The organism is Nocardia sp. NPDC050378 (assembly GCF_040655675.1).
Lineage (GTDB): Bacteria > Actinomycetota > Actinomycetes > Mycobacteriales > Mycobacteriaceae > Nocardia > Nocardia coubleae.
In genome coordinates, this window is record NZ_JBFAKI010000006.1 from 398256 (window position 1) to 422026 (window position 23771).

Here is a 23771-nt window from a genome sequence, read left to right on the forward strand (position 1 = left end):
CAACGAGGAGGACACGTCATGGTGGACGTTCAGCCTGCCGAGCAGCCGGCCTGGGTGCCCGACGCGACGATCCGCGAGCGCAGCCGTCTGCTCGCGGCGATGCGCGCCTGGGGGTTCGGTGACGACGCCGCGGCGGTTGCCGCGCTCAACGAGCGAGCCATCGCCGAGCCCGAGTGGTTCTGGCGGGCCGCGACGACCGATCTGGGCGTGGACTTCTCGGTCCCGTTCGACCGTGTCGTCGACAACTCGGCCGGAAAACCGTTCCCCCGGTGGTTCACCGGCGGCGGCGTCAACATCGCGCAGCTGGCCGCGCACCGGCACGCTCGAGGCCCCGCCGCCGACCGGCTCGCGGTGGTCTACGAGGGCGACGAGGGCGAACGGCGCACGCTGACCTTCGCCGAACTCGACGAACAGGTGCGACGGTTCGCCGCCAACCTCACCCAGCTGGGTGTGCGGCGCGGCGACCGGGTGGTGCTGTTCATGCCGGTGGTGCCCGAAGCCGCGGTGGCCTTCCTCGCGATCGCGATGATCGGTGCCGTCTCGGTGCCCACCTTCAGCGGCTACGCGCCTGATGCGCTCGCCACCCGCCTGCAGGATTCCGAAGCGGTGCTGCTGGTGACCGCCGACGGCACGACGCGGCGCGGCAAGCGGGTCGAGCTGAAGGCGACCGCCGACGCGGCGCTGGAATCGGCGCCCACGGTGGCCAAGGTCGTGGTCGTCCGGCATCTGGGCACCGAGGTGCCGATGCGCGCAGATCGCGACGTCTACTACGACGAGCTCGACGCCGACCCGGCCCCGGTGCCGACCGCCGACACCGAGTCCAACGACCCGCTGACCATCGTCTACACCTCGGGCACCACCGGTCGTCCCAAGGGCATCGTGCACTCCCACGGTGGCTTCGCGGTGAAGACCGCGGTCGACTTCGGCTACGGCTTCGACGTGCACGAAGGCGACGTCGTCTCCTGGATCACCGACCTCGGCTGGCTCGTCGGCCCCATGCTGATGACCGGCCCGCTACAGCTCGGCGCGACGATCGTGATGATCGAGGGGCTGCCGACCCACCCCAGCGCGCACCGGATGTGGGAGATCATCGAACGCAACGGTGTCACCGTCGCCGGTATCGCGCCCACCGCGGCGCGTGCGCTGAAGGCGGCGGGGGAGGAGGTGACCCATGCGATGCCGAGCTTGCGCACCTTCGTGTCCACCGGCGAGGCCTGGGACGAACCCACCTGGTGGTGGTTGTTCTCCGAGGTCGGCGGCGGCACCCGGCCGATTGTGAACTACAGCGGTGGCACCGAGGTCGGTGGCGGCATCCTGATCGGGTACCCGTTCCTGCCTGCCGCCCCGGCCGCCTTCACCGGCGCGCTACCCGGTGTGGACGCCTCGGTGTTCGGTGAGGACGGCAATCCGGTCGTCGGTGAGATCGGTGAACTGGTGGTCCGCAACACTTTCCCCGGCATGACCCATGCGTTCTGGCAGGATCGCGACCGCTATCTCGACACCTACTGGAATCAGTGGGACGGCGTGTGGGTACACGGCGACCTCGCCAGCATCGATGAACAGGGCATGTGGCGCATCCACGGCCGATCCGACGACACCATCAAGCTGTCCGGTCGCCGGGTCGGTCCCGCCGAGATCGAGGCGGCACTGCTGCGCGACAACCGGATCGCGGAGGTCGCCGTGATCGGCGTGCCCGACGAGCTGCGCGGTCAGCGCGCGGTCGCTTTCGCGGTGATGCGTTCCAGTGGACAGACACCGGAAGACCTGCAGGACACCGCGATCCGCAATGCGGGACGCTCGTTCGCCCCCTCGGTGGTCGTCGTGGAGAGCCTGCCCAAGACCAAGAACGGAAAGATCATGCGCCGGGCCATTCGGTCCCGGTATCTCGGGGCACCGACCGGAGACATGTCCTCCCTCGACCCCGCCACCCCACTCGAAGCGATCCCCGTGTCCGCGGGCGACGAACAGGAGTAGCAATGACTGCCGCTACAGCGACCGACGACAACGTCGAAGTCGTCCGACAGGCCACGCGTGAACTCGCGCGCAAGTTCGACAACAACTACTGGCTCGACAAGGACAACAAGCACGAATACCCGTGGGACTTCGTCAAAGCCTTCGCCGCGGGCGGCTGGCTCGGCGCGATGATCCCCGAGGAGTACGGCGGCATCGGCCTCGGTCTGAAGGAGACCGCCGTCATGCTCGGTGAGATCTCGGCGTCCGGCGCCGGGATGAGCGGTGGCTCGGCGATCCACTTCTACGCCTTCCCGCCCGCGCCGATCGTGAAGTACGGCTCGGAGGCGATGAAGCGCGAGTACCTGCCCAAGCTCGCCTCGGGTGAACTGCTGATGGCGTTCGGCGTCACCGAACCCACGGCGGGCGTCGACACTTCGCGGATCAAGACCAAGGCGACCAAGGTCGACGGTGGCTGGGTGATCAACGGGCAGAAGGTGTTCATCACCAACGCCCAGAACGCGCACAAGATCCTGCTGCTGGCCCGCACCTCGCCGCGGCGTGAGGACAAGCCGCTGTGGGGCATGTCGCTGTTCCTGGCCGACATGGACCGCTCCAAGGTCACCGTCCGCGAGATCGACAAGCTCGGACGTGCCGCGATCGACACCAACGAACTGTTCATCGACAACCTCGAGGTGGCCGACGACCGGCTCGTCGGTGAGGTCGACAAGGGCTTCTACTACCTGCTCGACGGCCTGAACCCCGAGCGCATCGTGGTCGGTATGGAAGGCGTCGGCCTGGGCCGCGCCGCGCTCGAGATCGGTGCCGAATACGCCAAGAACCGCGTGGTTTTCGACCGCCCGATCGGCCAGAACCAGGCCGTGGCGCATCCGCTGGCCGATTCCTGGATCCGGCTCGAAGCCGCCGAAGGCATGATCATGCGTGCGGCGGAACTGTTCGACGCAGGTCTGCCGTGTGGTCCCGAGGCGGCCGCGGCCAAGTACCTCGGTGCCGAAGCCGGTTTCGAGGCCTGTGATCGCGCGTTCTCCACGCTCGGCGGGTACGCCTACGCGAAGGAGTACCACATCGAGCGGCTGTGGCGGGAGGTTCGCCTGCTGCGCAACGCGCCGTTCTCCCAGGAGATGGTGCGCAACTACATCTCCCAGCAGGTGCTCGGCCTACCCCGTTCCTACTAGGAGGAGAACCGATGACGGGACCGTTGGCGGGTGTGCGTGTCGTCGTGCTGGCGGGCATGGGACCGGTGCCCTATGTCTCGATGCTGCTGGCCGACATGGGCGCCGACGTCGTCCGGGTGGTGCGGCCACCGCACCGCTCGGCGCGTGAATTGAGCCAGACTGTCGGCCTGACCGAGGAGACCGATGTGGTCAACCGAGGTGTCGGGTCGGTGGCGGTGGATCTGAAGGACCCCGAAGGGCGTGAAGCTGTTCTGCGCCTTGCTGATTCGGCCGATGTCTTTATCGAGGGCTATCGCCCGGGTGTCGCCGAGCGGCTGGGTCTGGGCCCCGAGGTCGCCACCGCGCGCAACCCGCGCCTGGTCTACGTCCGGCTCACCGGATACGGCCAGACCGGTCCCCGCGCGAAGGTCGCCGGACACGACATCAACTACGTCGCCCAGTCCGGCGCCCTGCACGCCCTCGCCGCCGAAGGCGGGGCACCGCGGCCGCCGATCAACCTGCTCGGCGACTACGCCGGTGGCGGGGCGATCGGCGCCTTCGGCATCGCCTGCGCGCTGGTGGAGGCCGCGCGCACCGGCCGCGGTCAGGTCATCGACGCGGCGATGGTCGACGGTGTCGCCGTACTGACGGCGAAATTGCAGGGCCTGCGCGCCGCCGGGCTGTACTCCGACGAGCCGGGAACCAACTTCCTCGACTCCGGCGCCCCGTTCTACGACACCTACCGGTGCGCTGACGGCCGGTACCTGGCGGTCGGCGCGCTCGAACCCGACTTCTACCGCGAATTCGTGAGCCGACTCGGCGCCGACACCACGGACTGGCCGGGCCAGGACGACCGCGAACAGTGGCCGAGACTGCGTGAACTCATCGCCGATGCCGTGTCGAAGCGGACCCGAGACGAGTGGTGGCAGATCTACCAGGGCACGGATGCGTGCGTATCACCGGTGCTCACCTTCGACGAGGCCGCCGAAGACCCGCACAACGTGGAACGCGGAGTGTTCCACCGTGTTTCGGGCGTGCTGCACCCGGCGCCCGCACCGCGGTTCGACCGCACCCCGGCTCGCGTCCCGTCGCGCCCACCCGCCGGACTCGGCGATCTCGACGACATTCTGGCGCGGTGGGCGACCGCCGCCGCCCCCACCGGCGCCGACGCGGTGTCGATCACCGAATGAAAGGACAACAAGTGCCCGGTTACGAGGAGTTCTCGTCGTTGACGATCGACCGCCCCGCCGACGGCGTGCTACGGATCGTCCTGGACGGGCCGAACCTGAATTCCGTCGGCGCCGAGGCACACCGCCACCTCGCCGACATCTGGCCCGTGATCGCGCTGGACGAGTCGGTGCGCGCCGTCGTCATCCGCGGCGCGGGGGAGCGGGCCTTCTCCGCCGGTGGCAGCTTCGACCTGGTCGAGGCCATGATCGGTGACTACACCTCGCGGACCAGGGTGATGCGTGAGGCGCGGGACCTGGTGCGCAACATCATCGAGGTGCCCCAGCCGATCATCTCCGCGATCAACGGTCCCGCCGCGGGTGCGGGTCTGGTCGCGGCGCTGCTCGCCGACATCTCGGTGGCGGGCCGTCGCGCCAAGATCGTCGACGGACACGTGCGCCTCGGTGTGGCGGCGGGCGATCACGCCGCGATCTGCTGGCCGCTGCTCACCTCGATGGCCAAGGCCAAGTACCACCTGCTGACCAACGAGGTACTCACCGGCGAGGAAGCCGAGCGCATCGGCATGGTGTCGCTGTGCGTCGACGACGACCAGGTCCAGGACCGTGCGATGGAGATCGCGCAGAAGCTGGCGGCCGGTTCGCGGGCCGGTATCCAGGGCACCAAGATGGCGCTCAACGGCTGGTACCGGCAGGCGATGCCGATCTTCGACGCCTCGCTCGGCCTCGAGTTCTATCACTTCGGCGGCCCCGATGTCGTCGAGGGCGTCGGCTCGCACCGGGAGAAGCGGGAGCCCAAGTTCTCATGAGCACCGAACCAACGCGTGCTCCGCTGGCCGGGGTGACGGTGATCGGCCTGGAACAGGCCATCGCCGCACCGCTGTGTACCCGGCACCTCGCCGACCTCGGCGCCAGGGTGATCAAGGTCGAACAGCCTGGATACGGCGACTCGACGCGGCACTACGACACGGTGGTCGGCGGCCTGTCGGCCCATTTCACCTGGCTCAACCACGGCAAGGAATCCGCGGCGCTGGATCTGCGCGACGCTGATGACCTGGCGGTCCTCGAGGCGATGCTGCCCGGCGCCGATGTGCTGGTGAGCAATCTCGGACCCGGCGCGCTCGATCGGCTCGGTCTCGGTGTGGACGAGCTGGCTCGCCGGTTCCCTCGGCTGATCATCGTCGACATCTCCGGCTACGGCCGCGGCGGTCCGCTCGATCACAAGCGCGCTTACGATTTGTTGATCCAGGCCGAGGCAGGTTCGTGCGCGATCACGGGCATTCCCGGACATCCCGCCAAGCCCGGAATCCCCGTGGCCGACATCGGCACCGCCCTGTACGCGTATTCGGCGGTCCTGGCCGCGCTCTACGACCGTGAGCGGACAGGACGCGGCGCGGTCGTGCCGGTCGCGATGCTCGACGTCGTGTCGGAGATGATGGGCTTCGCTCTCAACCAGGTGCTGCACGCGGGCACCGAGCCGGTCCCGGTCGGTATGGGTTCGCCGATGATCGCGCCTTACGGCGCGTATCCGACCGCCGACGGGCAGACAGCGGTGCTCGGCACCACCAGTGACCGGGAGTGGCGGCGGATGACCGAGCTGATGGGACGCCCGGAACTGGCCGAGGACCCGCGCTATCTGCACAACGACGACCGGGTCGCGCGTCGCGCCGAGGTCGACGCCGTTGTTCAGCAGTGGTGCGCCACAAGACCTCTCGCCGAGATCCAGGATGCCGCCGACAAGGCCGGGATCGGTAACGCCCGGCTCAATGGGGTACGTGAGCTCGCCGAGCATCCCCAGCTGCGCGAGCGCGGCCGGTGGCGCGAGGTCGGTACCCCGTCCGGGCCGGTGCCGGCCCTGCTGCCGCCGGGCACGGCACGGGATTGGCCGGTGACCGATGGTTCGGTGCCCGCGCTCGGCGCGCACACCGACGCGATCCGGGCCGAGTTCGCGCCCCGGCTCGCCCGGCCGAGCGAGTCCTGATGGACCTGCCGCGCGTCGCACCGCCGACCAGCCTGAAAACCTCTGCTGTGCAGGAGATCCGGCGGCGGATCTTCGCGGGCGAGCTCCGTCCCGGTGACAAGATCGACCAGGACGAGATCGCGGATTCGCTCGGTATCAGCAAGTTGCCGGTGCGTGAGGCGCTGATCGCCCTGGAACTGGAGAGCATCGTCGACATGCCGCCTCGGCGCGGCGCGTTCGTCGCCCCGATGACGCGCGACGACGTCCGTGACCACTACTGGTTGCTCGGCGTGGTGTCCGGGCTGGCCGCCGCCCGCGCGGCCGAGCGGATCGGTGTGTCCTCGCTCGACGCGCTGGGCGTGATTTTGGACAGGATGGCGACCGCGTCGAGCCGGGACCGCGAAACACTGAATTTCGAATTCCATCGGATGATCAACCGCGCCAGTGGTTCTCGGCGTCTGCTCACCGAACTCAAGGTGCTCGGCAGCGCCGGCCCGCACGGCTTCTACGAGACCCACGACGACTGGTCCGACACCGCCGACCGTGATCACCGAGAGATCCTCGCCGCCCTGCGGGCGCGGGACGCCGACACGGCGCGCGCCGTCACCGAAGAGCACTTCCTGCACGGTGGTGATCGAGCGGTGCACATGCTCGAATCACGCGGCTTCTGGAAATGATATAATATTTTATGCGTGAACTAGGAAAGGGTAGGCATGAGCCTCACAGCCGATGAGCAGCAGATGGTCGATCTGGTCGCCGACTTCGTGGACCAGCGGGTCCGCAACCGCGTGCGCGAGTTCGAGGAAGACGATGTCTACCCCGAGGAGTTCATCGAGGAGATGAAGAAGCTCGGCTTCTTCGGTCTGCTCGCGCCCGCCGAATTCGGTGGTGTCGATGTGAGCACCGCCTGCTTCGCGGCCGTCACCGAGCAACTCGCGCGTGGCTGGATGAGCCTGGCGGGCGCCATCGGCGGCCACTCGGTGATCACCTACCTGATCAAGACCTTCGGCACCCCCGAACAGAAGTCGAAGTACTTGCCGAAGATGGCCGAGGGCGCGATCCGGGCCACCATGGCGCTGACCGAACCCGCGGGCGGCAGCGACCTGCAGGCCATGCGCACCGTCGCGGTACGCGACGGCGACCAGTGGTCGATCTCCGGTTCCAAGACCTGGATCTCCAACGCCGCGCACTCCGGGTTGATCGGTCTGCTGTGTATCACCGACCGCGACGCCAAGCCCGCCCACAAGGGTATGAGCGTGATTCTGGTCGAACCCGGTGACGGGATGACCATCTCCAAGAAGCTGCCCAAGCTCGGTTACCGAGGTGTGGAAGCATGCGAGTTGGTGTTCGACGGTCGCAAGGTCGGCGACGACGCCATCCTCGGCGGCGTGCCGAACCTCGGCTGGAGCCACATGATGCGCGGCCTCGAGGTCGGGCGCATCCAGGTCGCCTCGCGCGCGCTCGGTGTCGGCCAGGCCGCACTCGATGCAGCGGTGCGTTACGCCCAGGAACGCGAGTCCTTCGGCAAGCCGATCTGGAAGCATCAGTCCGTCGGCAACCTGCTGGCCGACATGGCGACCAAGCAGCGCGCCGCCCGCCTGCTGACCCTCGACGCCGCCCAGAAGCTGGACGCGGGGGTGCGCGCCGACATGGAGGCGGGCATGGCGAAGCTGTTCGCGTCCGAGACCGCGATGCAGATCGCGCTCGACGCGATCCGTGTGCACGGTGGCTACGGCTACTCCAAGGAATACGACGTGGAGCGCTACTTCCGCGACGCGCCGCTGATGATCGTCGGTGAGGGCACCAACGAGATCCAGCGCAATGTCATTGCCGCACAGCTCATCGCGCGCAACGCGATCTGATCGGAGTCGATGGATGTCAACACTGCGCCGGGCCGCGATCGTCGCGCCCACCCGTACCCCCGTCGGCACCTTCGGCGGCTCCCTGCGTGACGTGCCGGTCGAGGACCTGGGTGCCACCGTGGTGAACGCGGTGATCGAGCGTTCCGGAATCGATCCCGAACGCATCGACGATGTCGTGTTCGCCCAGTCCTACGCCAACTCCGAAGTGCCGTGCGTCGGTCGGTGGCTGGCACTGCACGCCGGGTTGCCGATCTCCGTGCCCGGCATGCAGCTCGACCGGCGCTGCGGTGGTGGTCTGCAGGCCCTGGCCACCTCCGCCATGATGGTGCAGACCGGTGCCGCCGACGTGGTGCTGGCCGGCGGGGTCGAGTCGATGAGCCGCATCGAGTACTACTCGACCACCACCCGCTGGGGTGCCCGCGCGGGCACCGTGCAGCTGTTCGACCGGCTCGACCGCGGCCGCGAACGTTCCCAGCCCGTTGCTCGGTTCGGCAAGATCTCCGGAATGATCGAGACCGCCGAGAACCTCGCGAAGGACTACGGTCTGATGCGCGAGGAAGCCGACTCCTTCGCCGCGCGCAGCCACCAGCGGGCGGCTGCGGCGTGGGCGGAGGGGCGTTTCGCCGACGAGGTGATTCCGGTGACGGTGCCGCAGCGCAAGGGTGATCCGGTGGTCTTCGCCGCCGACGAGGGCATCCGTGCGGACTCCACGCCGCAGACGCTGTCGAAGCTGCGCCCGATCATGCCCGACGGCACCGTCACCGCCGGAAACTCGAGCCAGCAGAACGATGCCGCCGCAGGTCTTCTCGTCGTCGCCGAGGATCAGCTCGACGCGCTCGGACTCGAGCCGATCGGTTATCTGACCGGCTGGGCGGCCGCGGGCTGCGAACCCTCCCGCATGGGTATCGGACCGGTTCCGGCAGTCGCGAAACTCGCCGCGCGCCAGGGCACCGACACCGTCTCGCTGCTCGACTCGATGGATCTCGTCGAGGTCAACGAGGCGTTCGCGGTGCAGGTCCTCGCGGTGTTGGAAGGCTGGGGCTGGCGCGATCACGACCGGCTCAATGTCAACGGGTCCGGCATCTCGCTCGGCCATCCGATCGGCGCCACGGGCGTGCGCATGGTCACCACCCTGCTGCACGAACTGCGCCGCCGTGGCGGCGGCAAGGGCCTCGCCACGATGTGCATCGGTGGCGGCCAAGGGATGGCCGCCACCTTCGAGACCGCCTGATCACCGTTCAGGCACGATTGTGCCCCGGCGAACCGACCAGGCCCGCCGGGGCACAGTCATTGGGAGCTGTGCAATGTCTACCGTGAAGCGATCACCACGTCCACAAGAACCCGATGTCCGGCTGATGGTCCAATTCGCCACCATTCGGATGGAATTCGTGGCTTGCCTGACCGCCGCGCTGGTCTTCGTCCAGGATGTGGCCGGGCGTCACTTCTGTGATGTCACGGTCGGGGCCGCGCACTACGCTGACCTGCCCCGCTTGCCGAACGAACGCCTGTACCTGCAGCCCTGAACGCCGAAAAGCCCGGCTGGACTTGGTATCACCCAAGTCCAGCCGGGCCTTTCGATGGGTCAGACGCGCAGGAGCGTGGCGAAGTCAGCGACCGGGGTGGCCGGATCCCCGGCGTTGATCGCGGCCAGCAGGGCCTCACTACGTTCGGCACCCAGATCGGCGACGGTGAGGTCACGGAACTTGGCGTCCAGGTCTGCCTGCGTCATCGGGTTCTCGGCGGTGCCCCGTGGGTTGTCGACGAAGACGTGCTCGGTGGAGCCGTCGCGGTAGGTGACCGTGATGTCGGCGATCCAGCGTCCCGGGTACTCGGTGTCGAGCTCGGTGTCGACCTCGATCTTCACCCGGCGCGCCATCTCGGCGACCTCGCTGCCCTCGCTGAGGTCGAGGCGCCCGGCCATGTAGTCGTGGTGTGCACGGAAACCGTTGCCACGACCCAGGATCGCCAGGGCGAACTGGAACGGCAGACTGTACTGCAGATGCTCGATGATCTGCGGGGCATAGGCGTTGGCGTTCCGGTTGCCGATGATCACGTCACCACCGGACTGGATACCGAGCCGAACGGACTCGACCTCGGCCGCCCGCGCGGTCAACTGCTGGGCGCCGTCGATGTAGGCATGGTTGATGCCGCAGCAGCAGTACGGCTTGATCCACACCCGAGTGATCTCGAATGACGCTGTCGGGGAAAACAATTCGACCGCGTTCTCGGCGACCGGGCGGCCGACGAAGGTGCGGTAGAAGCCTTTGCCGCCGCTGAGGAAGGTGGTCGGGCCGGTGATGCCCGCGGCCGCCATCTCCGCGGCGCGAATGCCGTTGCGGGTGCCGATGCCCGAGTGCAGCCGTTTCACCGAGCCACCGGTCGAGGTGTACTCGGTAGTGCCCGAGCTGTGGCTCATCGCGATAGAGAGCGCGTGGATGGTGCGTTCGGCGTCGAACCCGCGCATCTTCGCCACCACGGCGGCAGCACCGAACGCCGACAGCACACCATGCGGATGGAAACCGCGCTCGAGCAACTGGGGCGCGGCCAGGATGCCGATCCGGGTGTAGACCTCGTACCCGGCGACGATACCGGTGACGACCTCCGCCATCGAGGCACCGAGCTCCTCGCCGACGGCGACGGCCGCCGTGACCACCGCGCTGCCGGGGTGGCTGGAGCTGGAGCGGTGGGCGTCGTCGTACTCGAAGCCGTGACCGTAGGTCGCGTTGACGAAAGCGGCGTCGGCGGCGCTCATTTCGTCACCTGACGCGGTGACGTGGGCCGAGCCGGGCGCGTGCGAGGCTTTGGTCAGCTCGAGCACCGCCCGGCTCCACGACAGCGACGCGCAGCCGATCTGCACCGCCAGCTGGTCTTGCATCAGGCGCCGGGCGCCGGCCAGCGCGTCGGCCGGGATCGAGTCGTATTCGAGGTCGGTGACCAGCCGGGCGACGGCGGCTTCCAAGGGGGGTAGGGAAGGCATGAAGGACCTTTCGGAAGTGGGGCGTCAGGCCAGCGTGTCGAGCAGGGGCTGCGGCAGGCCGTAGGACTTGCATTCGATGTAGGCGTCGAAGCCTTCGAGCCCGGCTTCGCGACCGATGCCGCTGTTCTTGAAGCCACCGAGTGGGGCGAAGAAGCCGGCGGGGGTGCCGTTGACTTCGACAGTGCCGGTGCGGATGTGGCGTGCAACCGCCAGCGCGTGGGCGGGGTCGGCGGCGAAGACCGAACCGTTGAGGCCGTAGTCGGAGTTGTTGGCGATCTCGATCGCCTCGGCCTCGGTGTCGAAGGTGTGCACGGTCAGTACCGGACCGAACACCTCCTCCTGCGCGATCTTCGCGTCGGGATCGACGTCGGCGAAGATCGTCGGCTCCACGTACCAGCCGCGGTCGAGGCCGTCGGGCCTGCCACCCCCGACGAGCACCTGGGTGCCCTCGGACCGGGCCTGCGCGATGTAGCTTTCGACGCGGTCGCGCTGAGCGCTGGTCACCAGCGGACCGAGCTCGGTCGCCGGATCGAACGGATCACCCACCGGCATCGATCCCACCATGTCGCGCAATCGGTCGTAGAGCTCGTCGCGCAGCGAACGGGCCACCACGATGCGGGTCTTGTTGCTACACACCTGACCGGTGTTGCGCAGCGACAGCGCCCGGATCACCGGCACCACGGCATCGAGGTCGGCGTCGTCGAGTAGCACCGCGGCCGACTTTCCGCCGAGTTCGAGGGTGACCCGGCGCAGGTCCTGCCCGCAGATGGCGGCGATCCGACGGCCGGCGGCCGTCGAGCCGGTGAACGAGACCTTGTCGACTCCGGGATGGCGGACCAGGTGCTCGCTGACCTCGCGGCCCGCGACGACGATGTTCACCACACCGTCGGGCAGACCGGCCTGTTCGAAGATCTCGGCGAGCAGATACGCCGACATCGCGGTCTCCGGCGACGGCTTCAGCACAGCGGTGCAACCGGCCAGCAGTGCGGGCGCCAGCTTGATGATGGCGATCTGCAGCGGCGCGTTCCACGGCACGATCGCGGCGACGACGCCAACCGGCTCCCGCGTGACGAGTGCGTTGCCGGTGACCGAGCGACGGATATCGGACCACTGGTACTGCGGGGCGAGCTCGAGGAACGCGTCGAGCAACATGCGGGTGCCCATCGACTGCATCCGGGTCGACAGCGTGATCGGACAGCCCATCTCGGCACTGATCAGGCGCGCGACCTCGTCCTGGCGGTTCGCGAGGATCTCGCTCACGCGGGTCAGCACCGAGATCCGCTCCGTGAGTTCCATCCGGGGCCACGGGCCACGGTCGAAGGCCACGCGGGCGGCGGCCACAGCAGCGTCGATATCGGCCTCGCTGCCCTCGGCGATCCGGGCGAGGGGTTCCTCGGTGGCGGGGCAGACGACCTCGAACGTGCGTTGCGTTGCCGGATTCGCCCACCCGCCGCCGATGAACAGCTTGTCGAACTGTCCCTGCCACAACTCTGTCTGAACACTCATGGGTAGACCTATCGTCTTCGTCGGCGATTGTGCCGGGGTGGGAATTGACCTGGTCAGCGATAGTTTCGCGCGCAGCGCCTCGCGTGGCCATGTGACCCGGACCATGTAAAGTATATGATATAACGTAGCTCACAGGCCAGGGCTGTCGTGCTCGCCGCCACTGCGCCTATTCTGTCGGTTGCTGTCGTGCACCGATCGACCTTGCCGAATGTGATCCAGGGCGCCGCGTTGCGGAGATAATATATAATATGAGCACGTGACGAGAGGGAGACAGGCTATGCAGCACAGGCCGCTCGACGGAATTCGGATCCTGGAGATCGGGGGCTACATCTCGCTCCCGTTCGCCACCTCCATGTTGTGCGCCCTCGGTGCCGAAGTCGTGAAGGTGGAGCGCCCGGTCGTCGGCGAGGACTTCCGCCGTCATCAGAACGACGCCAGCCCGTACTTCCGCCAGTACAACACCGGCAAGCGCAGCCTGGCCGTCGACCTCAAGCAACCCGAGGGCATCGCCCTGGTGAAGGCGCTGATTCCCCGCTTCGACGTGGTCCTCGAGAACATGCGCCCCGGCAAGGTCGCGGCGATGGGTCTGGGGCCGGAAGTCTGCCGCGAACTGCGCCCCGACATCGTCTACGGCTCGGTGACCGGCTTCGGCGCGGGCGGTCCGCTGGCCGCCCGGCCCGCCTACGACACCATCGGGCAAGCCTTCGGTGGCCTGTACTCGCTGCTGGGCGACGAGGGACATCCCCAGCTCACCGGCGGCCTGAGCGCCGACCTCGTCACCGGGTTGAGTACCGCCGCGGGCGTGCTCGCCGCGCTGGTCGGCCGGTACCGCACCGGTGAACCCCAGCACGTGGAGACGTCCATCATGGAGGCGGTCAGCGTGCTCGTCACCGACGGCATCACCCAGGCCTTCGAGCTCGGTGCCGATCCGACCCGGCGCAGCAGGCATCCGCAGGCGCAGAACTTCTGCGCGCCGACCGCCTCGGGGGAGTACATCGCCGTGCATCTGTCCTCGTCGCAGAAGTTCTGGCAGTCGCTGTGCCGGGCGATGGACCGAGCCGACCTGGCCGTCGACCCGCGCTTCGCCGAATACCGGCCACGTGAGGCGAACTATTTCGAGCTCGCCGAGATCGTCGAGGCCGAATTCGAACAGCGCTCGTTCGCGGAGTGGGAGAAGCGGCTCACGGCCGAAGACGTGCCGTTCGCGCCGGTGCTGTCGATGACCGGTTACGTCGAGCACGAACAGGTCGGGTGGCTGCGCATGATCGAGCCGCAGGACGACGGGCTCGCGCTCTTGCGTCCGCCGTGGCGCTTCGCCGGCGAACGGCCCGAGCGCCCCGGTGTGGCTCCGCGAGTGGGCGCGGACACCCGCGCGGTAGCCGGTGAGGTGTATCCGGCCGAGCAGGTCGACGAACTCGTCGCCGCGGGCGTGCTGTCGGCGGACGACGAACTGTGACCGGGCCGCGCGACCAGCACACGCTGTGCCGTGGCGTAGCGAGGAGCGCTGCGGTTCGCGTCGGTCAGTGCGGGCGAACAGGAGGGACCGGCCACGCGGACGTCGGTGGCTTGGACTGCGTGCGGTGAAACGCCGAGCAACCAATCGGGTCGGTGAGTGAGGACGATGTGGTCTTCACTCACCGACCCGACTTGCGTCACATGTGAATGCCGGAGCGGCAGTACTACTCGGTGGTCCCGAGGATTCCCGCAGAGCGCAGTTTGCCTAGTTCACTGTCGCTGAGACCGAGGACTTCGGCGAGGACCTGGTGGGTATCGGCACCGAGTGCCGCGGCCGGGCACACCGGCCCGTACTCGCCGTTCTCACGGATGGGGCTGTGGGCCGAGATAACGGGACCGATACCTGGCTGGTTGACTTCGGTCAGCACCCGGCTGCCGAGTCCCGCCTCGAAATCGGCCACCACATCGCTCATCTGGCGGTAGCGGCTCCACAGCACGCCCGCATCGGTGAGTGCCGCGTCCACCGCGTCGAGGGACCGACCGGCAAACCAGGGTCGCATCACCGCCGCGATGGTTTCGCGGTGGATGTACCGGTGTGCCTCGTCGGCGAAGTCCACACCGAGAGTCTGTTCGAGCGCGGCGATCACCTTCACCGTTCCGGTGGCCGTGCACAACGCCTGCCACTGACGCGGCGTGAGCGCGACGACCATGACGCGCCCCTCGTCGGCGGTGACGAAGTCGGCGCCGAACGAGCCGTACATGAAGTTGCCGTGGCGCGGACGGTCACCGCGTTCCCGAACCTCGCTGAGCCAGCCCAGATTCGCGACGCCGGCCAGTGCCACGTCGGCCAGCGCGATCTGCAGATGCGCGCCTTCGCCGGACCGTTCCCGGCGGTGCAGCGCGGCGAGCAGCGCGGTGGTCGCGGTCATTCCCGCGACCAGGTCCCACGCGGGCAACACGTGATTCACCGGCGTACGCGAATCGGCGGGCCCGGTCAGATCGGTGACGCCGACCTCGGTGTTGACGGTGTAGTCCACCGCGGGACCGCCACCGGCCTGACCCCCGATGTGCACCTTGATCACATCGGCACGCCGCTCCGCGAGCGTCTCGTAGGAGAACCATGGCCGCCCGACCGCGTTGTCCACGACGATCCCCGCGTCCTCACCCGGCGCGGTCGCCAGCGCCAGCACAAGTTCCCGGCCCTGCTCGCTGCGCACGTCCACCGCGATCGATCGCTTACCTCGGTTGAGCGAATTCCAGTACAGGCTCTCGCCGTTGCTCTGGGCGACCGGCCACCGGCGGTAGTCGGGCCCGCCGCCGAGCGGGTCCACCCGGACGACCTGTGCACCGAGCTGGGCGAGGGTCATCCCTGCGGACGGTCCCGCCACGAAACTCGCGAACTCGACGACCCGCAGGCCCGCAAGGGGCTGCCCGCTCACGCGTGCACCACCAGGGAAAAGTCGACCTGGCCTGGCTTCTGCATCACGGTGCTCCTTCGTCGCGTTCGTCCTGCTGATGAAATATAATATATCTCACCGGAGTGAAGCCGATGGGCCTGCACCGCCGTCGGCTCGGGGTCGGTCCGTCATTCTGCGCATCGGGACGGGGGCGCGCCAGCCGCACGGTAGTCCGCAGGTGGCTACGACATCGTGCTGGAGAGAGCCGTCGCCGAAGTGCTGCACCACTCTCGCCGCCGAGGCCGGGTAGCCGCATGCGCCGCATCGCCCGAAGTAGTCGAGGAGTTCGTGGACGGTGATCCGGACAGGCGTTTGCACTGCTTGTTCCGTGAAGGGCTGGCGATGGTGGTCCATGTCCTCCGGATAATTACGCATAATATATTTATAACCGTCAATGTGTCGTAACCGGAGGTCAGGCCCGGTTGGTCGAAAGGGGTTAGTTCGGGTGGTCCGCCGGGTCCTGTCGGGTGACCGGCGCCGACCACGAGGTGAGGATGCGCAGCTTCTCGTGGGATGTCGTGCCCGGCTCGGCCGACCAGAGGACGAGCTGCTGTTCGGAGTCGCCCGACGAGCTGAAAGTGTCCCAGTTCAGGGTCATCTCGCCGACATCCGGGTGGTTGAGTGTCTTCGAGCCGAACTCCTGCCTGGCCACATTGCGCGCCGCCCACCACTGCCGGAACTGTTCGTCGGCGATGGACAGTTCACCGACCAGGGCCGTGAGCTGGGGGTCGGTCGGATTGGTCGCGGCGTCCATGCGGAGGATGGCCACGCACGTGCGTGCGACGCTTTCCCAGTCGTCGTACAGGGTGCGCATCGCCGGATCGGTGAAGACCATCCGCACATAGTTGCGTTGCCGAGGTGCCATCCGGCCGAAGTCGGTGATCAGGGCGGCCGCGAGATGGTTCCAGGCCAGGATGTCGAGGTAGCGCCCGAACACCAGGGCCGGCGTCTCGGTGAGCTGGTCGAGCAGGCGCTGCAGCTGGGGGCGCACGGACTTCTGGCCTCGCTTGGCCGGGCGGCGGTCCGAGCGGCGGACCAGGCTTTCGGCGTAGTCGCGCTGGGCGTCGTTCAGGCGCAGGACGCGGACCAGTGCGTCGAGAACCGGTTCCGACGGTGCGAGACGGCCCTGCTCGATCCTGGTGTAATAGTCGTGGCTGATCGCGGCCATATCCGCTACTTCCTCGCGGCGCAGACCCGCGACCCGGCGCGCGGCGGCGCTGTGCACGCTCAAGCCCACATCCTCCGGATCGAGCTCGGCACGCCGTGCTTTCAGGAATCCACCCAGCTCGCGAAGGTGGGGCGCTCTCTCGGTCATTTCCCCACGATATGCCCGTCCGGGGCGCTGTGCCTGGGACAAATTCTTCCCACGCTGATCGGAAATCGGTCGGAATCTCGGCAAACGCCGAGGAACCAAGCAGATATTGTGTATAAAATACAAGTGCGCTCGGTCACAGGGGACTGGGCGTCGACCGCATGTGCTAGCGGCCGGGACAAGGTGGTGTTGAGTATCCATGACTGTGTTGCAGGCGTACCGGGATTCGACTCGACCGGACATCGAGTCGGCGTGGGCCCGGTCGCGACTCAACGGCATTCGCGAAGACGCGGTACCGCCGTTCGACCTCGCGACCAGAAGTACCGACAGCTTCCTCGCGCGAGCGGCGAGCCCGGTGCTGCGCCGCGTCGCGAGCGAGCTCGAAGGAACGCCGGTGGCGCTGGTGCTCGCCGATCAGGCCGGCCGGGTGGTCGACATCCACGGGGCCGCCCGATCGATTCGGCGTGCGGTCTCCGATATCGGCATTGTGCCGGGCGTCGAGCTCGGTGAAGACCGCATCGGTACCAATGCGCTCGGCACCCCGCTGGAGACCCGGCGCAGTCTGCTCGTGCGTGCCGACGAGCATTACTTGGCGCTGTTTCGCGGGTTCACCTGCTATGGGCACCCGATCTTCCATCCGGTCACCCGCCGCCTGGAAGGTGTGCTGGGGATCGGCGCGAAAACCAGCGCGGATCACCGGTTGTCGGCACTGCTGGCTCGCCGCATGGTTCGCGACATCCAAGAACGCCTCCAGCGTGACTCCCCCCGCGCGCACAGCAGATTGATGAGCGCCTTCCAGGCCGCCGCGGGTCGTCGAGGCCGGGCCGTCGTCGTCATCGGCGAAGGACTGGTCCTCGCCACCCCCGCCGCGGTCGACCTGCTCGAACCGGCCGACCACGCCGCGTTGCGCGCGTGCGCCGAAGCCGTGCCCGTCGGCGGCCAGGACAGCCAGGAGCTCGTCCTGGCTTCGGGCCGCACGGTGCGATTGGCCTGCCGGTCGATCGACGGAGCCGACGGAGTACTCGTCGACATCTCCCAGGAGCCCGGTGTTCGACGTGCCAGGGTGACCTCGGATCGGATGCCGCTCTGGCCGCTGCTCGTGATCGGCGAGCCGGGAACCGGCCGAACCACGGAGGCACACGGACTGGTCGGCCCCGCCGCGCGCACGCTCGATGCGACCGACATCGTGCTCATCGGTGACAGCGCGTGGGCGGCTCAGCTCGGCGAGACGCTCGCGGGCGACGGCGCTCCGGTGATCATCGAGAACATCCAACTGCTCAGCGAGCAGCTCACCGCGCTGCTCGCACAGCGCCTGCGGGAAACTGCCCGCGAAGTGGTGCTCACCTCGACGCCGGGCGAACACCTCGACGCGGTGCACGCCGCGCTGCCCGCGCTGTGCAACGACCGCAGGGAGCTGGTTCCCCTGCGCAGGCGCAGGCACGAGGTGCCCGGGCTGGCCCAGCAGATGCTCACCGAGGTCACCGGCCACACCAGGACACGGTTCACCGCCGAGACGATGCGGGTGCTCGCTTCGCAACCGTGGCGTGGCAACCTCGCCGAATTGCGGCGCGTCGTCGAGGTGGTGGCAAGCGCCCGGTCGGCCGGCGACATCATCCCCACCGACCTGCCCGCCTCACACCGCGGCGGCCAACTGCCCGGTTCGCCGATTCGCGAGGCTGAACGGGAGGTCATCATGGCCGCCCTGGAGGCCGCAGGCGGCAACAAGCTGCAGGCAGCCCGAGCGCTCGGCGTGAGCCGCTCGACCCTCTACAACCGGATCAGGGCTTTGCGTATCGCGTGATCAGGCGCCCATGGCATGTCCAAAAGGCTGGACATGCCATGGGCGTTCGCGTGTCTACCCTCGACAGCACCGGTCGATGAACAGCCGACCGGGATGCGAGAAGCCCCGCGCGCGTAGGGGGCGAGCGGGGCTTCTCGTAGATCCGGTGAACCTCAGGACTGCGCGCCGTTCGGCGCGAGCAGACGCATCACGGTGGCGAAATCGTCGACCTTGTCCACCCCGAGCACGGTCTCGACGACCTGGTCGATCCTGTTCTCGGACAGCACTTCTTGTGCGTTGACGCGAAACTTCGCGACCAGTTCTTCAGTGGTCATCCTGGTGGTCGGGTCGGGGGAGGGGCTGCCCTTGGGGTAGGTCCGTTCCGCGACGAAAGTGGTTCCGCGGGCGTCGACCTCGACCTTGGTCGGGCGTGCGGAGGGATGCGCGGACAGCGCCTTGAAGTAGTCCGGGTGCGGCGCGAAGGTGACCTTGTCCATCAGGCCGAGCACCGAGTCGCTGAACACGAGTTCCGGTGCGTGCCACGCCCGGCTCGGTGTCACCCGGTGGGCGCCGACCGACAGGCCGTGGGCGATGTCGAATTGCGCGTCGTGAGTCTTCTCGATGACCCGGCTCTGCCACAGCGGATGCATCACGGCGGCCTCACCCCAGCAGCGGATGGCATCGATCTCCTCGGGCCGGATGTCGTTGGTCTCGAGGATCTCGGTGAGTGCGTGCAGCGGAGCGTGCAGGATCCGGCAATGCGGGTAGGGCTTGTAGGACTGCTCGGCAAGGAAGCGCCATTCGGTGCCGAGCGCGTCGGTGAGGTTCTGTGGCTCCCACCGGCGGGTGCCGATGTATTTGCGGAACCCGACCTCGGCGTCGTCGAGGATCTGCAGGTCACCGGTGTGGCCGAGGTCGGCCATGAAGACGGCGGTCAGGCTGGCCTGGGTCAGGGTGCCCGCGAGCAGGTACTTCAGCGTGGAACTCGGGGCGTGCTTGATCCACGGTCGCATCGCGTTCACCGGGGCGGTGGCGGCGGCGATGCCCAGCGCGTTGGCCAGGGTCTCGGTGGATTGACCCGCGAGCTTGCCCGCCGCCGCGGTGCCACCGAAAACGGTCACGCTGTAACCGATCACCGGCGAAAGGTCCATCGAATCGTTCTGGACGTCGCGCAGGTAGTCCATCGACTTGTAGAAGCGATAGGACATCTCGTGCGAGAGTGCGACGGCGGCGAGCACCTCTCGACCGGACCGCCCCCGGCTCTCGGCCATGGCCATCGTGGTCGGCAGTACGTAGGGCGAGACATGGCCGGGCGGCAGCACCGCGTCGAAGTCCAGGGCGTTGATCAGCTCACCGTTGGCGAAGGAAGCACCGAAGATCGACACCCGGTCGTCGGTGCCGATGATGGTGGCATCGCCGTCGGTGCCGCCGGTGAGCTTGCCGTACTGGATACCGATCCGGCCCTTGGGTTCCTCGACGGCGCCGAGCGCGCAGCCCATCGCGTCGAGCAGCAAGCGCTTGGCTTCGTCGACCGCCTCCGGAGGGAGGGTGTCGTAGTTCGCGCCGGTGGTGAACCGGGCCAGTTGCTCGACGATGGTGTCGGCCATGGAACTGTCCTCTCGCAGGGGTGCGAGGACAGCACGCCTGCCCGCACCGGTAACTACACTATATATTATGTAGGTACTGTGATCGGGTTCCTGGCACCCCGTGGCTCAGCCCGCGACGCTGCCACGCAGCCAGTACGCGACGGCTTCGGCGCGGTTCGCCGCCCCCAGCTTCCGCAGGATATGGGTGATGTGGGTTTTGACTGTCGCCTCGGAGATCGCCAGGTCACGAGCGATCTGACGATTCGCCCGGCCGGCCGCCAGCAACTCGACGACTTCGAGTTCGCGCGATGAGAGGCTGGGGCCCTCGGGATGGCAGGCCGCCGCGGTCGCCGCGCCGGCCAACCGATCGAATCCGCTGCGCAGCGCGGTCACGCCGTCGAGCAGGCTCGCGCCGGCCAGTGCGTGACCCAGGCCCGCGGCGAAGACCGCGAGCATCGCCCGCGCCGTCGCGTCGGCTTCGCGGCGCTGGAAGTAGTAGTCGCCGTGCACCAGGCCGACGACCGCGCCGTTCATGGTGAGCGGGGCCACGGCGTAGGAGCTGCACCGGGTCATCTCCACGAGCGGCCGGACGACGCGCGGATTGTGCTGGACATCGAAGACGAGTCCCGGCCGTGCCCGCTGCACGATATCGCTCTCGACCAGATGGCCGTCCAGGGTCGGCGAGGACTCGCGCCCGGCCGCCAGAATCGCGTCGGCCCAGGGTTTGTCGTCGACGACGAACATGGTGTGCAGGTGCCATCGCCGGCCCTCGGTGGTCGACACGAGAGCGCGGTCGAAGCCCATCGCGCCCATCGCTTCCGCGGCTCGGCTCAGCAAGTCGTCCACACCGCGTGCGCCGTGTAGTCGCGCGATCGCCTGCGCGGCCATCCGCAGGTGAGTGGCCGAACTCGCGGCATCGGCTGCGGCGAGGTCGGCCTCGGCGGCACGGATGCGGGCCAGGAGCGCGGTCGTGCGCTGGATGTCGACTCGGTTCGTGATGTCGGACAGGGTCGCGGCGGTGTCGTCCCACAGCTGCGCGAGCAGGCGCTTGGCCGTGGCGGGGGAGTGGTCGCCCGGCGACTGGATCCGGCGGCCGAGGATCTCCGATGCCTCGGTGACGACGGCGCTGAGCTCGGCCTCGAGTCCGGCGTCGCCGCTGGGTGCCCTCAGATCGATCACCACGTGTCAACTCCAGTCCTCATACCAGTTCCCAACAGAATATGCAATATATTGCACCCGCGCCTGGTGCGCGCCTGAATCGTGTCCGAAACTCTCCACGTTCATCGCCCGCTGGTCGCAGCGTCCTAGCCCGTTCGGATGATCGCGGGGCGAACTGCTTGTGAGCCACAACACCACATATTTAATATTCCGCACAGTTCGCCAGAGTGATCCGAGTCTCAAAGGAGAAACCCATGCGGGGAGCATCATGACGACGTCCACCGCGGCGGCAACCACGCCCCGCCCCAGCCTGCGCGACCAGCTCGGTCGTTCGGAGCAGGCCTACTTCGTTCTCGGCATCACGGCCGTGCTGTGTATGGTCGGCGCCGCGACAACGCCGGGATTCCTGACCACCGGCAACTTCGCCAGCCTGTTGCGATTGTCGGCGGCCTTCGGGATTCTGGCCGTCGGCGTCGCCATCGTCATTCTGGGCAAAGGCATCGATCTGTCGATCGCCGGTGTCGCGCTCGGCAGCGCACAGGCCACGCTCGCCCTGATGTCGAGCGGCATGCCCGAGTGGCAGGCGATCGCGATCGCCGCGGTGGTCGCGCTGATCGTCGGGCTCGTCAACGGCGTGCTCGTGGCCTATGTCGAAGTGCCGTCACTGTTCGTCACTCTGGCCACCGGTCTGCTCGTCATCGGCGGGGTGGACATGCTACTGCTCGACAGCAACTACTACGCCCTGCCCGGCGGCTCGTGGATCGCGGAGCTGAGCAACGGCTCGGTCCTCGGCGTGCCGCGACCGATCGTCATCGCCGCCGTCGTCTTCGTGCTGGCCTGGCTCTTCGTCACCTACACCTCGGCGGGCCGGTTGATCCGGGCGATGGGCGACAACTTCGCCACCGCCCGCGCCACCGGTGCCCCCGTTCGGCCGTTGCAGGTACTCACCTACGTGATCTCCGCGTTGCTCGCCCTGCTCGCCGGGTACCTGACGGTGTCCATCCAGGGCAGCGTGCAGACCACCGTCACCTCGTTCGACCCGCTGCTGTTCACCGCGCTCACCGCCACCGTGATCGGTGGCATCTCGCTGGCCGGTGGCCGCGGCTCGATTCTCGGGGTGCTCGCCGGCTCGCTGTTCATCGGCGTACTCAACAACCTGCTCGTGCTGCACGGCCTCACCTCCGCGGTGCAGGACCTCATCCGCGGCGGCGTGCTCATCGCGGCTATCGCGCTGGACTCGTGGCTGCATCCGCGCGACGAGGAGACCGCCAAGAGCGGCGAACTGTAAATGCTCCCGCCTCGCAATACCTTCGCTCACAAGGAGTCTTCAACGATGAAGAACAAGATGATCGCCCTCGCTCTCGCCTCGGTCTCGGCCGTCGTCCTCGCAGGCTGTTCCACCGGTGGTCGCACCTCGGCCACCGGACCGGCGGGAGGTGAGGGCCAGACCTTCGGCGAGAACGTGCAGCTGTTCGACGCGACGCAGAAGGTGCACGAGTCGATGCAGGGCAAGCGGATCGCCTTCGTCCCGATTCTCTACAAGGGCTACAACCTGACCATGAACTGGGGCGCCTCGATGGAGCGTGCCTTCGGCAATCTCGGCGCCGAATTCCAGATCCACGACCCCAATTTCGACACCGACAAGATGACCAGGATCATCAGCGACCTGATCGCCCGCAAGGCTGTCGACGTGCTGATCCTGCACAACCCCGACGTCGGAGTGTTGTCCAAGCAGATCGAGGACGCCCAGCGCGCGGGCATCTACACCGTGGTGGTCAACATGATCTCGAGCCGCCTCGGTGACGCCTATATCGGTGTCGACAACCTCGCCGCCGCCGAGGACATCGCCCAGCGGGCCGTACAGGACTGCGAAAAGCGCGGTGCCCCTAGACGATTGGCGATCATCGATGGTCCGGGTAACGACGCGGCGTCGCTGTTGTGGTCCAAAGGGATACGAAATGTGCTCGACCCCGCCGGTTTCGAGGTGGTGACCACCGCCCACACCCAGTGGCAGAACTCGCTCGCGCAGCAGGCCGCCGAGTCGATCATCCAGCAGCAGAAGAACAACTTCTGCGGTTTCCTGGTCACCTACGACCTCAATTCCGTCGCCGTCGGTGACGCTGTGCAGAGCGCGGTCTCGCGTGGCGTGATCCCCGCCGATTCCCTCGGCACGTACACGATGGCCGCCGACACCGTATGGTGCGACGCGCTGCGCGCGGGCAAGGTGACGGCCTCGGCCTCCTACGATGTCCAAGGTGTCGGCACCGCCGCGGTGGTCACCACCCAGCAGCTGATCCAGACCGGCGCACCGGCGGGCAGCAGCCACACCGTCGCGTTCGTGCCGCACACCATCGTGGACCGCGCGAACGTCGACAACACCACCATCGCCTGCTACAAGGGGCAGTGAGC

General features: G+C 67.8%; 19 protein-coding genes. 13 read left to right on the forward strand and 6 right to left on the reverse strand.

All coding sequences use genetic code 11. The features are described from left to right. Nucleotides 1-18: 18 nt before the first annotated feature. The 9 genes from AB0I35_RS17095 (at nt 19) to AB0I35_RS17135 (ending at nt 9654) form a co-directional block, all read left to right on the forward strand. On the forward strand, nt 19-1974 hold the full coding sequence (locus AB0I35_RS17095; RefSeq protein ID WP_357396956.1) for an AMP-binding protein: 1956 nt from the start codon (nt 19-21) through the stop codon (nt 1972-1974). 2 nt (nt 1975-1976) lie between these two features. Further along, nucleotides 1977-3146, forward strand: coding sequence for an acyl-CoA dehydrogenase family protein (locus tag AB0I35_RS17100; protein WP_357396957.1), 1170 nt, complete (start codon nt 1977-1979; stop codon nt 3144-3146). Nucleotides 3147-3157: 11 nt separating this feature from the next. Beyond that, entirely contained in the window at nt 3158-4315 is a 1158-nt protein-coding gene (locus tag AB0I35_RS17105; RefSeq protein WP_357396959.1) for a CaiB/BaiF CoA-transferase family protein, read from the forward strand. Nucleotides 4316-4326: 11 nt separating this feature from the next. Beyond that, nucleotides 4327-5118, forward strand: a complete 792-nt coding sequence (locus AB0I35_RS17110; RefSeq protein ID WP_141811936.1) for an enoyl-CoA hydratase/isomerase family protein — start codon at nt 4327-4329, stop codon at nt 5116-5118. Then, nucleotides 5115-6290 carry a CaiB/BaiF CoA-transferase family protein gene (locus AB0I35_RS17115; RefSeq protein WP_357396960.1) on the forward strand — a complete coding sequence of 392 codons (1176 nt, stop codon included), beginning with the start codon at nt 5115-5117 and terminating at the stop codon, nt 6288-6290. Before AB0I35_RS17110 ends, AB0I35_RS17115 begins: the two co-directional genes overlap by 4 nt. Next, on the forward strand, nt 6290-6946 hold the full coding sequence (locus AB0I35_RS17120) for a GntR family transcriptional regulator (protein WP_357396962.1): 657 nt from the start codon (nt 6290-6292) through the stop codon (nt 6944-6946). Before AB0I35_RS17115 ends, AB0I35_RS17120 begins: the two co-directional genes overlap by 1 nt. Before the next feature lie 36 nt (nt 6947-6982). Beyond that, the gene (locus AB0I35_RS17125) at nt 6983-8131 is read left to right on the forward strand and encodes an acyl-CoA dehydrogenase family protein (RefSeq protein ID WP_357396963.1); all 1149 of its coding nucleotides are present in this window, start codon (nt 6983-6985) and stop codon (nt 8129-8131) included. Between the two features lie 13 nt (nt 8132-8144). Beyond that, entirely contained in the window at nt 8145-9362 is a 1218-nt protein-coding gene (locus AB0I35_RS17130) for an acetyl-CoA C-acetyltransferase (RefSeq protein ID WP_357396965.1), read from the forward strand. Nucleotides 9363-9435: 73 nt separating this feature from the next. Next, on the forward strand, nt 9436-9654 hold the full coding sequence (locus AB0I35_RS17135; protein WP_357396966.1) for a hypothetical protein: 219 nt from the start codon (nt 9436-9438) through the stop codon (nt 9652-9654). Between the two features lie 59 nt (nt 9655-9713). Here AB0I35_RS17135 and AB0I35_RS17140 read toward each other — a convergent pair whose 3' ends face one another. Continuing rightward, nucleotides 9714-11108: an MmgE/PrpD family protein gene (locus AB0I35_RS17140; RefSeq protein ID WP_357396968.1), complete on the reverse strand. Its 1395-nt coding sequence runs from the start codon at nt 11106-11108 to the stop codon at nt 9714-9716. Nucleotides 11109-11132: 24 nt separating this feature from the next. Continuing rightward, nucleotides 11133-12614 carry an aldehyde dehydrogenase gene (locus AB0I35_RS17145; protein WP_357396969.1) on the reverse strand — a complete coding sequence of 494 codons (1482 nt, stop codon included), beginning with the start codon at nt 12612-12614 and terminating at the stop codon, nt 11133-11135. A 277-nt stretch (nt 12615-12891) separates the two neighbouring features. On the opposite strand from AB0I35_RS17145, the gene AB0I35_RS17150 reads away from it, so the two are divergent. Beyond that, nucleotides 12892-14070, forward strand: coding sequence for a CoA transferase (locus AB0I35_RS17150; RefSeq protein ID WP_357396971.1), 1179 nt, complete (start codon nt 12892-12894; stop codon nt 14068-14070). Between the two features lie 223 nt (nt 14071-14293). Here AB0I35_RS17150 and AB0I35_RS17155 read toward each other — a convergent pair whose 3' ends face one another. Beyond that, nucleotides 14294-15508, reverse strand: coding sequence for a CoA transferase (locus tag AB0I35_RS17155; RefSeq protein ID WP_357396972.1), 1215 nt, complete (start codon nt 15506-15508; stop codon nt 14294-14296). 454 nt (nt 15509-15962) lie between these two features. Then, a complete protein-coding gene (locus tag AB0I35_RS17160; protein ID WP_357396973.1) occupies nt 15963-16841 on the reverse strand; it encodes a helix-turn-helix transcriptional regulator in 879 nt (292 codons plus the stop codon). Nucleotides 16842-17037: 196 nt separating this feature from the next. On the opposite strand from AB0I35_RS17160, the gene AB0I35_RS17165 reads away from it, so the two are divergent. Further along, on the forward strand, nt 17038-18639 hold the full coding sequence (locus tag AB0I35_RS17165; RefSeq protein WP_357396975.1) for a helix-turn-helix domain-containing protein: 1602 nt from the start codon (nt 17038-17040) through the stop codon (nt 18637-18639). A 152-nt stretch (nt 18640-18791) separates the two neighbouring features. Here the strand turns inward: AB0I35_RS17165 and AB0I35_RS17170 are convergent, their stop codons facing one another. Next, entirely contained in the window at nt 18792-20225 is a 1434-nt protein-coding gene (locus tag AB0I35_RS17170) for an MmgE/PrpD family protein (RefSeq protein ID WP_357396977.1), read from the reverse strand. Between the two features lie 105 nt (nt 20226-20330). Further along, on the reverse strand, nt 20331-21386 hold the full coding sequence (locus tag AB0I35_RS17175) for a LuxR C-terminal-related transcriptional regulator (protein WP_357396978.1): 1056 nt from the start codon (nt 21384-21386) through the stop codon (nt 20331-20333). Between the two features lie 244 nt (nt 21387-21630). Between AB0I35_RS17175 and AB0I35_RS17180 the strand changes: the two genes are divergently transcribed. Then, nucleotides 21631-22650, forward strand: a complete 1020-nt coding sequence (locus tag AB0I35_RS17180) for an ABC transporter permease (protein ID WP_357396979.1) — start codon at nt 21631-21633, stop codon at nt 22648-22650. A 45-nt stretch (nt 22651-22695) separates the two neighbouring features. Continuing rightward, nucleotides 22696-23769: a substrate-binding domain-containing protein gene (locus AB0I35_RS17185; protein WP_357396980.1), complete on the forward strand. Its 1074-nt coding sequence runs from the start codon at nt 22696-22698 to the stop codon at nt 23767-23769. The last annotated feature ends 2 nt before the right edge of the window (nt 23770-23771 follow it).

Excerpts from the sequence above, each read along its gene's own strand:
- AB0I35_RS17095 (WP_357396956.1), top strand. The coding sequence starts at position 19 with ATGGTGGACGTTCAGCCTGCCGAGCAGCCGGCCTGGGTGCCCGACGCG.
- AB0I35_RS17100 (WP_357396957.1), top strand. The coding sequence starts at position 1,977 with ATGACTGCCGCTACAGCGACCGACGACAACGTCGAAGTCGTCCGACAG.
- AB0I35_RS17105 (WP_357396959.1), top strand. The coding sequence starts at position 3,158 with ATGACGGGACCGTTGGCGGGTGTGCGTGTCGTCGTGCTGGCGGGCATG.
- AB0I35_RS17115 (WP_357396960.1), top strand. The coding sequence starts at position 5,115 with ATGAGCACCGAACCAACGCGTGCTCCGCTGGCCGGGGTGACGGTGATC.
- AB0I35_RS17120 (WP_357396962.1), top strand. The coding sequence starts at position 6,290 with ATGGACCTGCCGCGCGTCGCACCGCCGACCAGCCTGAAAACCTCTGCT.
- AB0I35_RS17125 (WP_357396963.1), top strand. The coding sequence starts at position 6,983 with ATGAGCCTCACAGCCGATGAGCAGCAGATGGTCGATCTGGTCGCCGAC.
- AB0I35_RS17130 (WP_357396965.1), top strand. The coding sequence starts at position 8,145 with ATGTCAACACTGCGCCGGGCCGCGATCGTCGCGCCCACCCGTACCCCC.
- AB0I35_RS17135 (WP_357396966.1), top strand. The coding sequence starts at position 9,436 with ATGTCTACCGTGAAGCGATCACCACGTCCACAAGAACCCGATGTCCGG.
- AB0I35_RS17140 (WP_357396968.1), bottom strand. The coding sequence starts at position 11,108 with ATGCCTTCCCTACCCCCCTTGGAAGCCGCCGTCGCCCGGCTGGTCACC.
- AB0I35_RS17145 (WP_357396969.1), bottom strand. The coding sequence starts at position 12,614 with ATGAGTGTTCAGACAGAGTTGTGGCAGGGACAGTTCGACAAGCTGTTC.
- AB0I35_RS17150 (WP_357396971.1), top strand. The coding sequence starts at position 12,892 with ATGCAGCACAGGCCGCTCGACGGAATTCGGATCCTGGAGATCGGGGGC.
- AB0I35_RS17160 (WP_357396973.1), bottom strand. The coding sequence starts at position 16,841 with ATGACCGAGAGAGCGCCCCACCTTCGCGAGCTGGGTGGATTCCTGAAA.
- AB0I35_RS17165 (WP_357396975.1), top strand. The coding sequence starts at position 17,038 with ATGACTGTGTTGCAGGCGTACCGGGATTCGACTCGACCGGACATCGAG.
- AB0I35_RS17170 (WP_357396977.1), bottom strand. The coding sequence starts at position 20,225 with ATGGCCGACACCATCGTCGAGCAACTGGCCCGGTTCACCACCGGCGCG.
- AB0I35_RS17180 (WP_357396979.1), top strand. The coding sequence starts at position 21,631 with ATGACGACGTCCACCGCGGCGGCAACCACGCCCCGCCCCAGCCTGCGC.
- AB0I35_RS17185 (WP_357396980.1), top strand. The coding sequence starts at position 22,696 with ATGAAGAACAAGATGATCGCCCTCGCTCTCGCCTCGGTCTCGGCCGTC.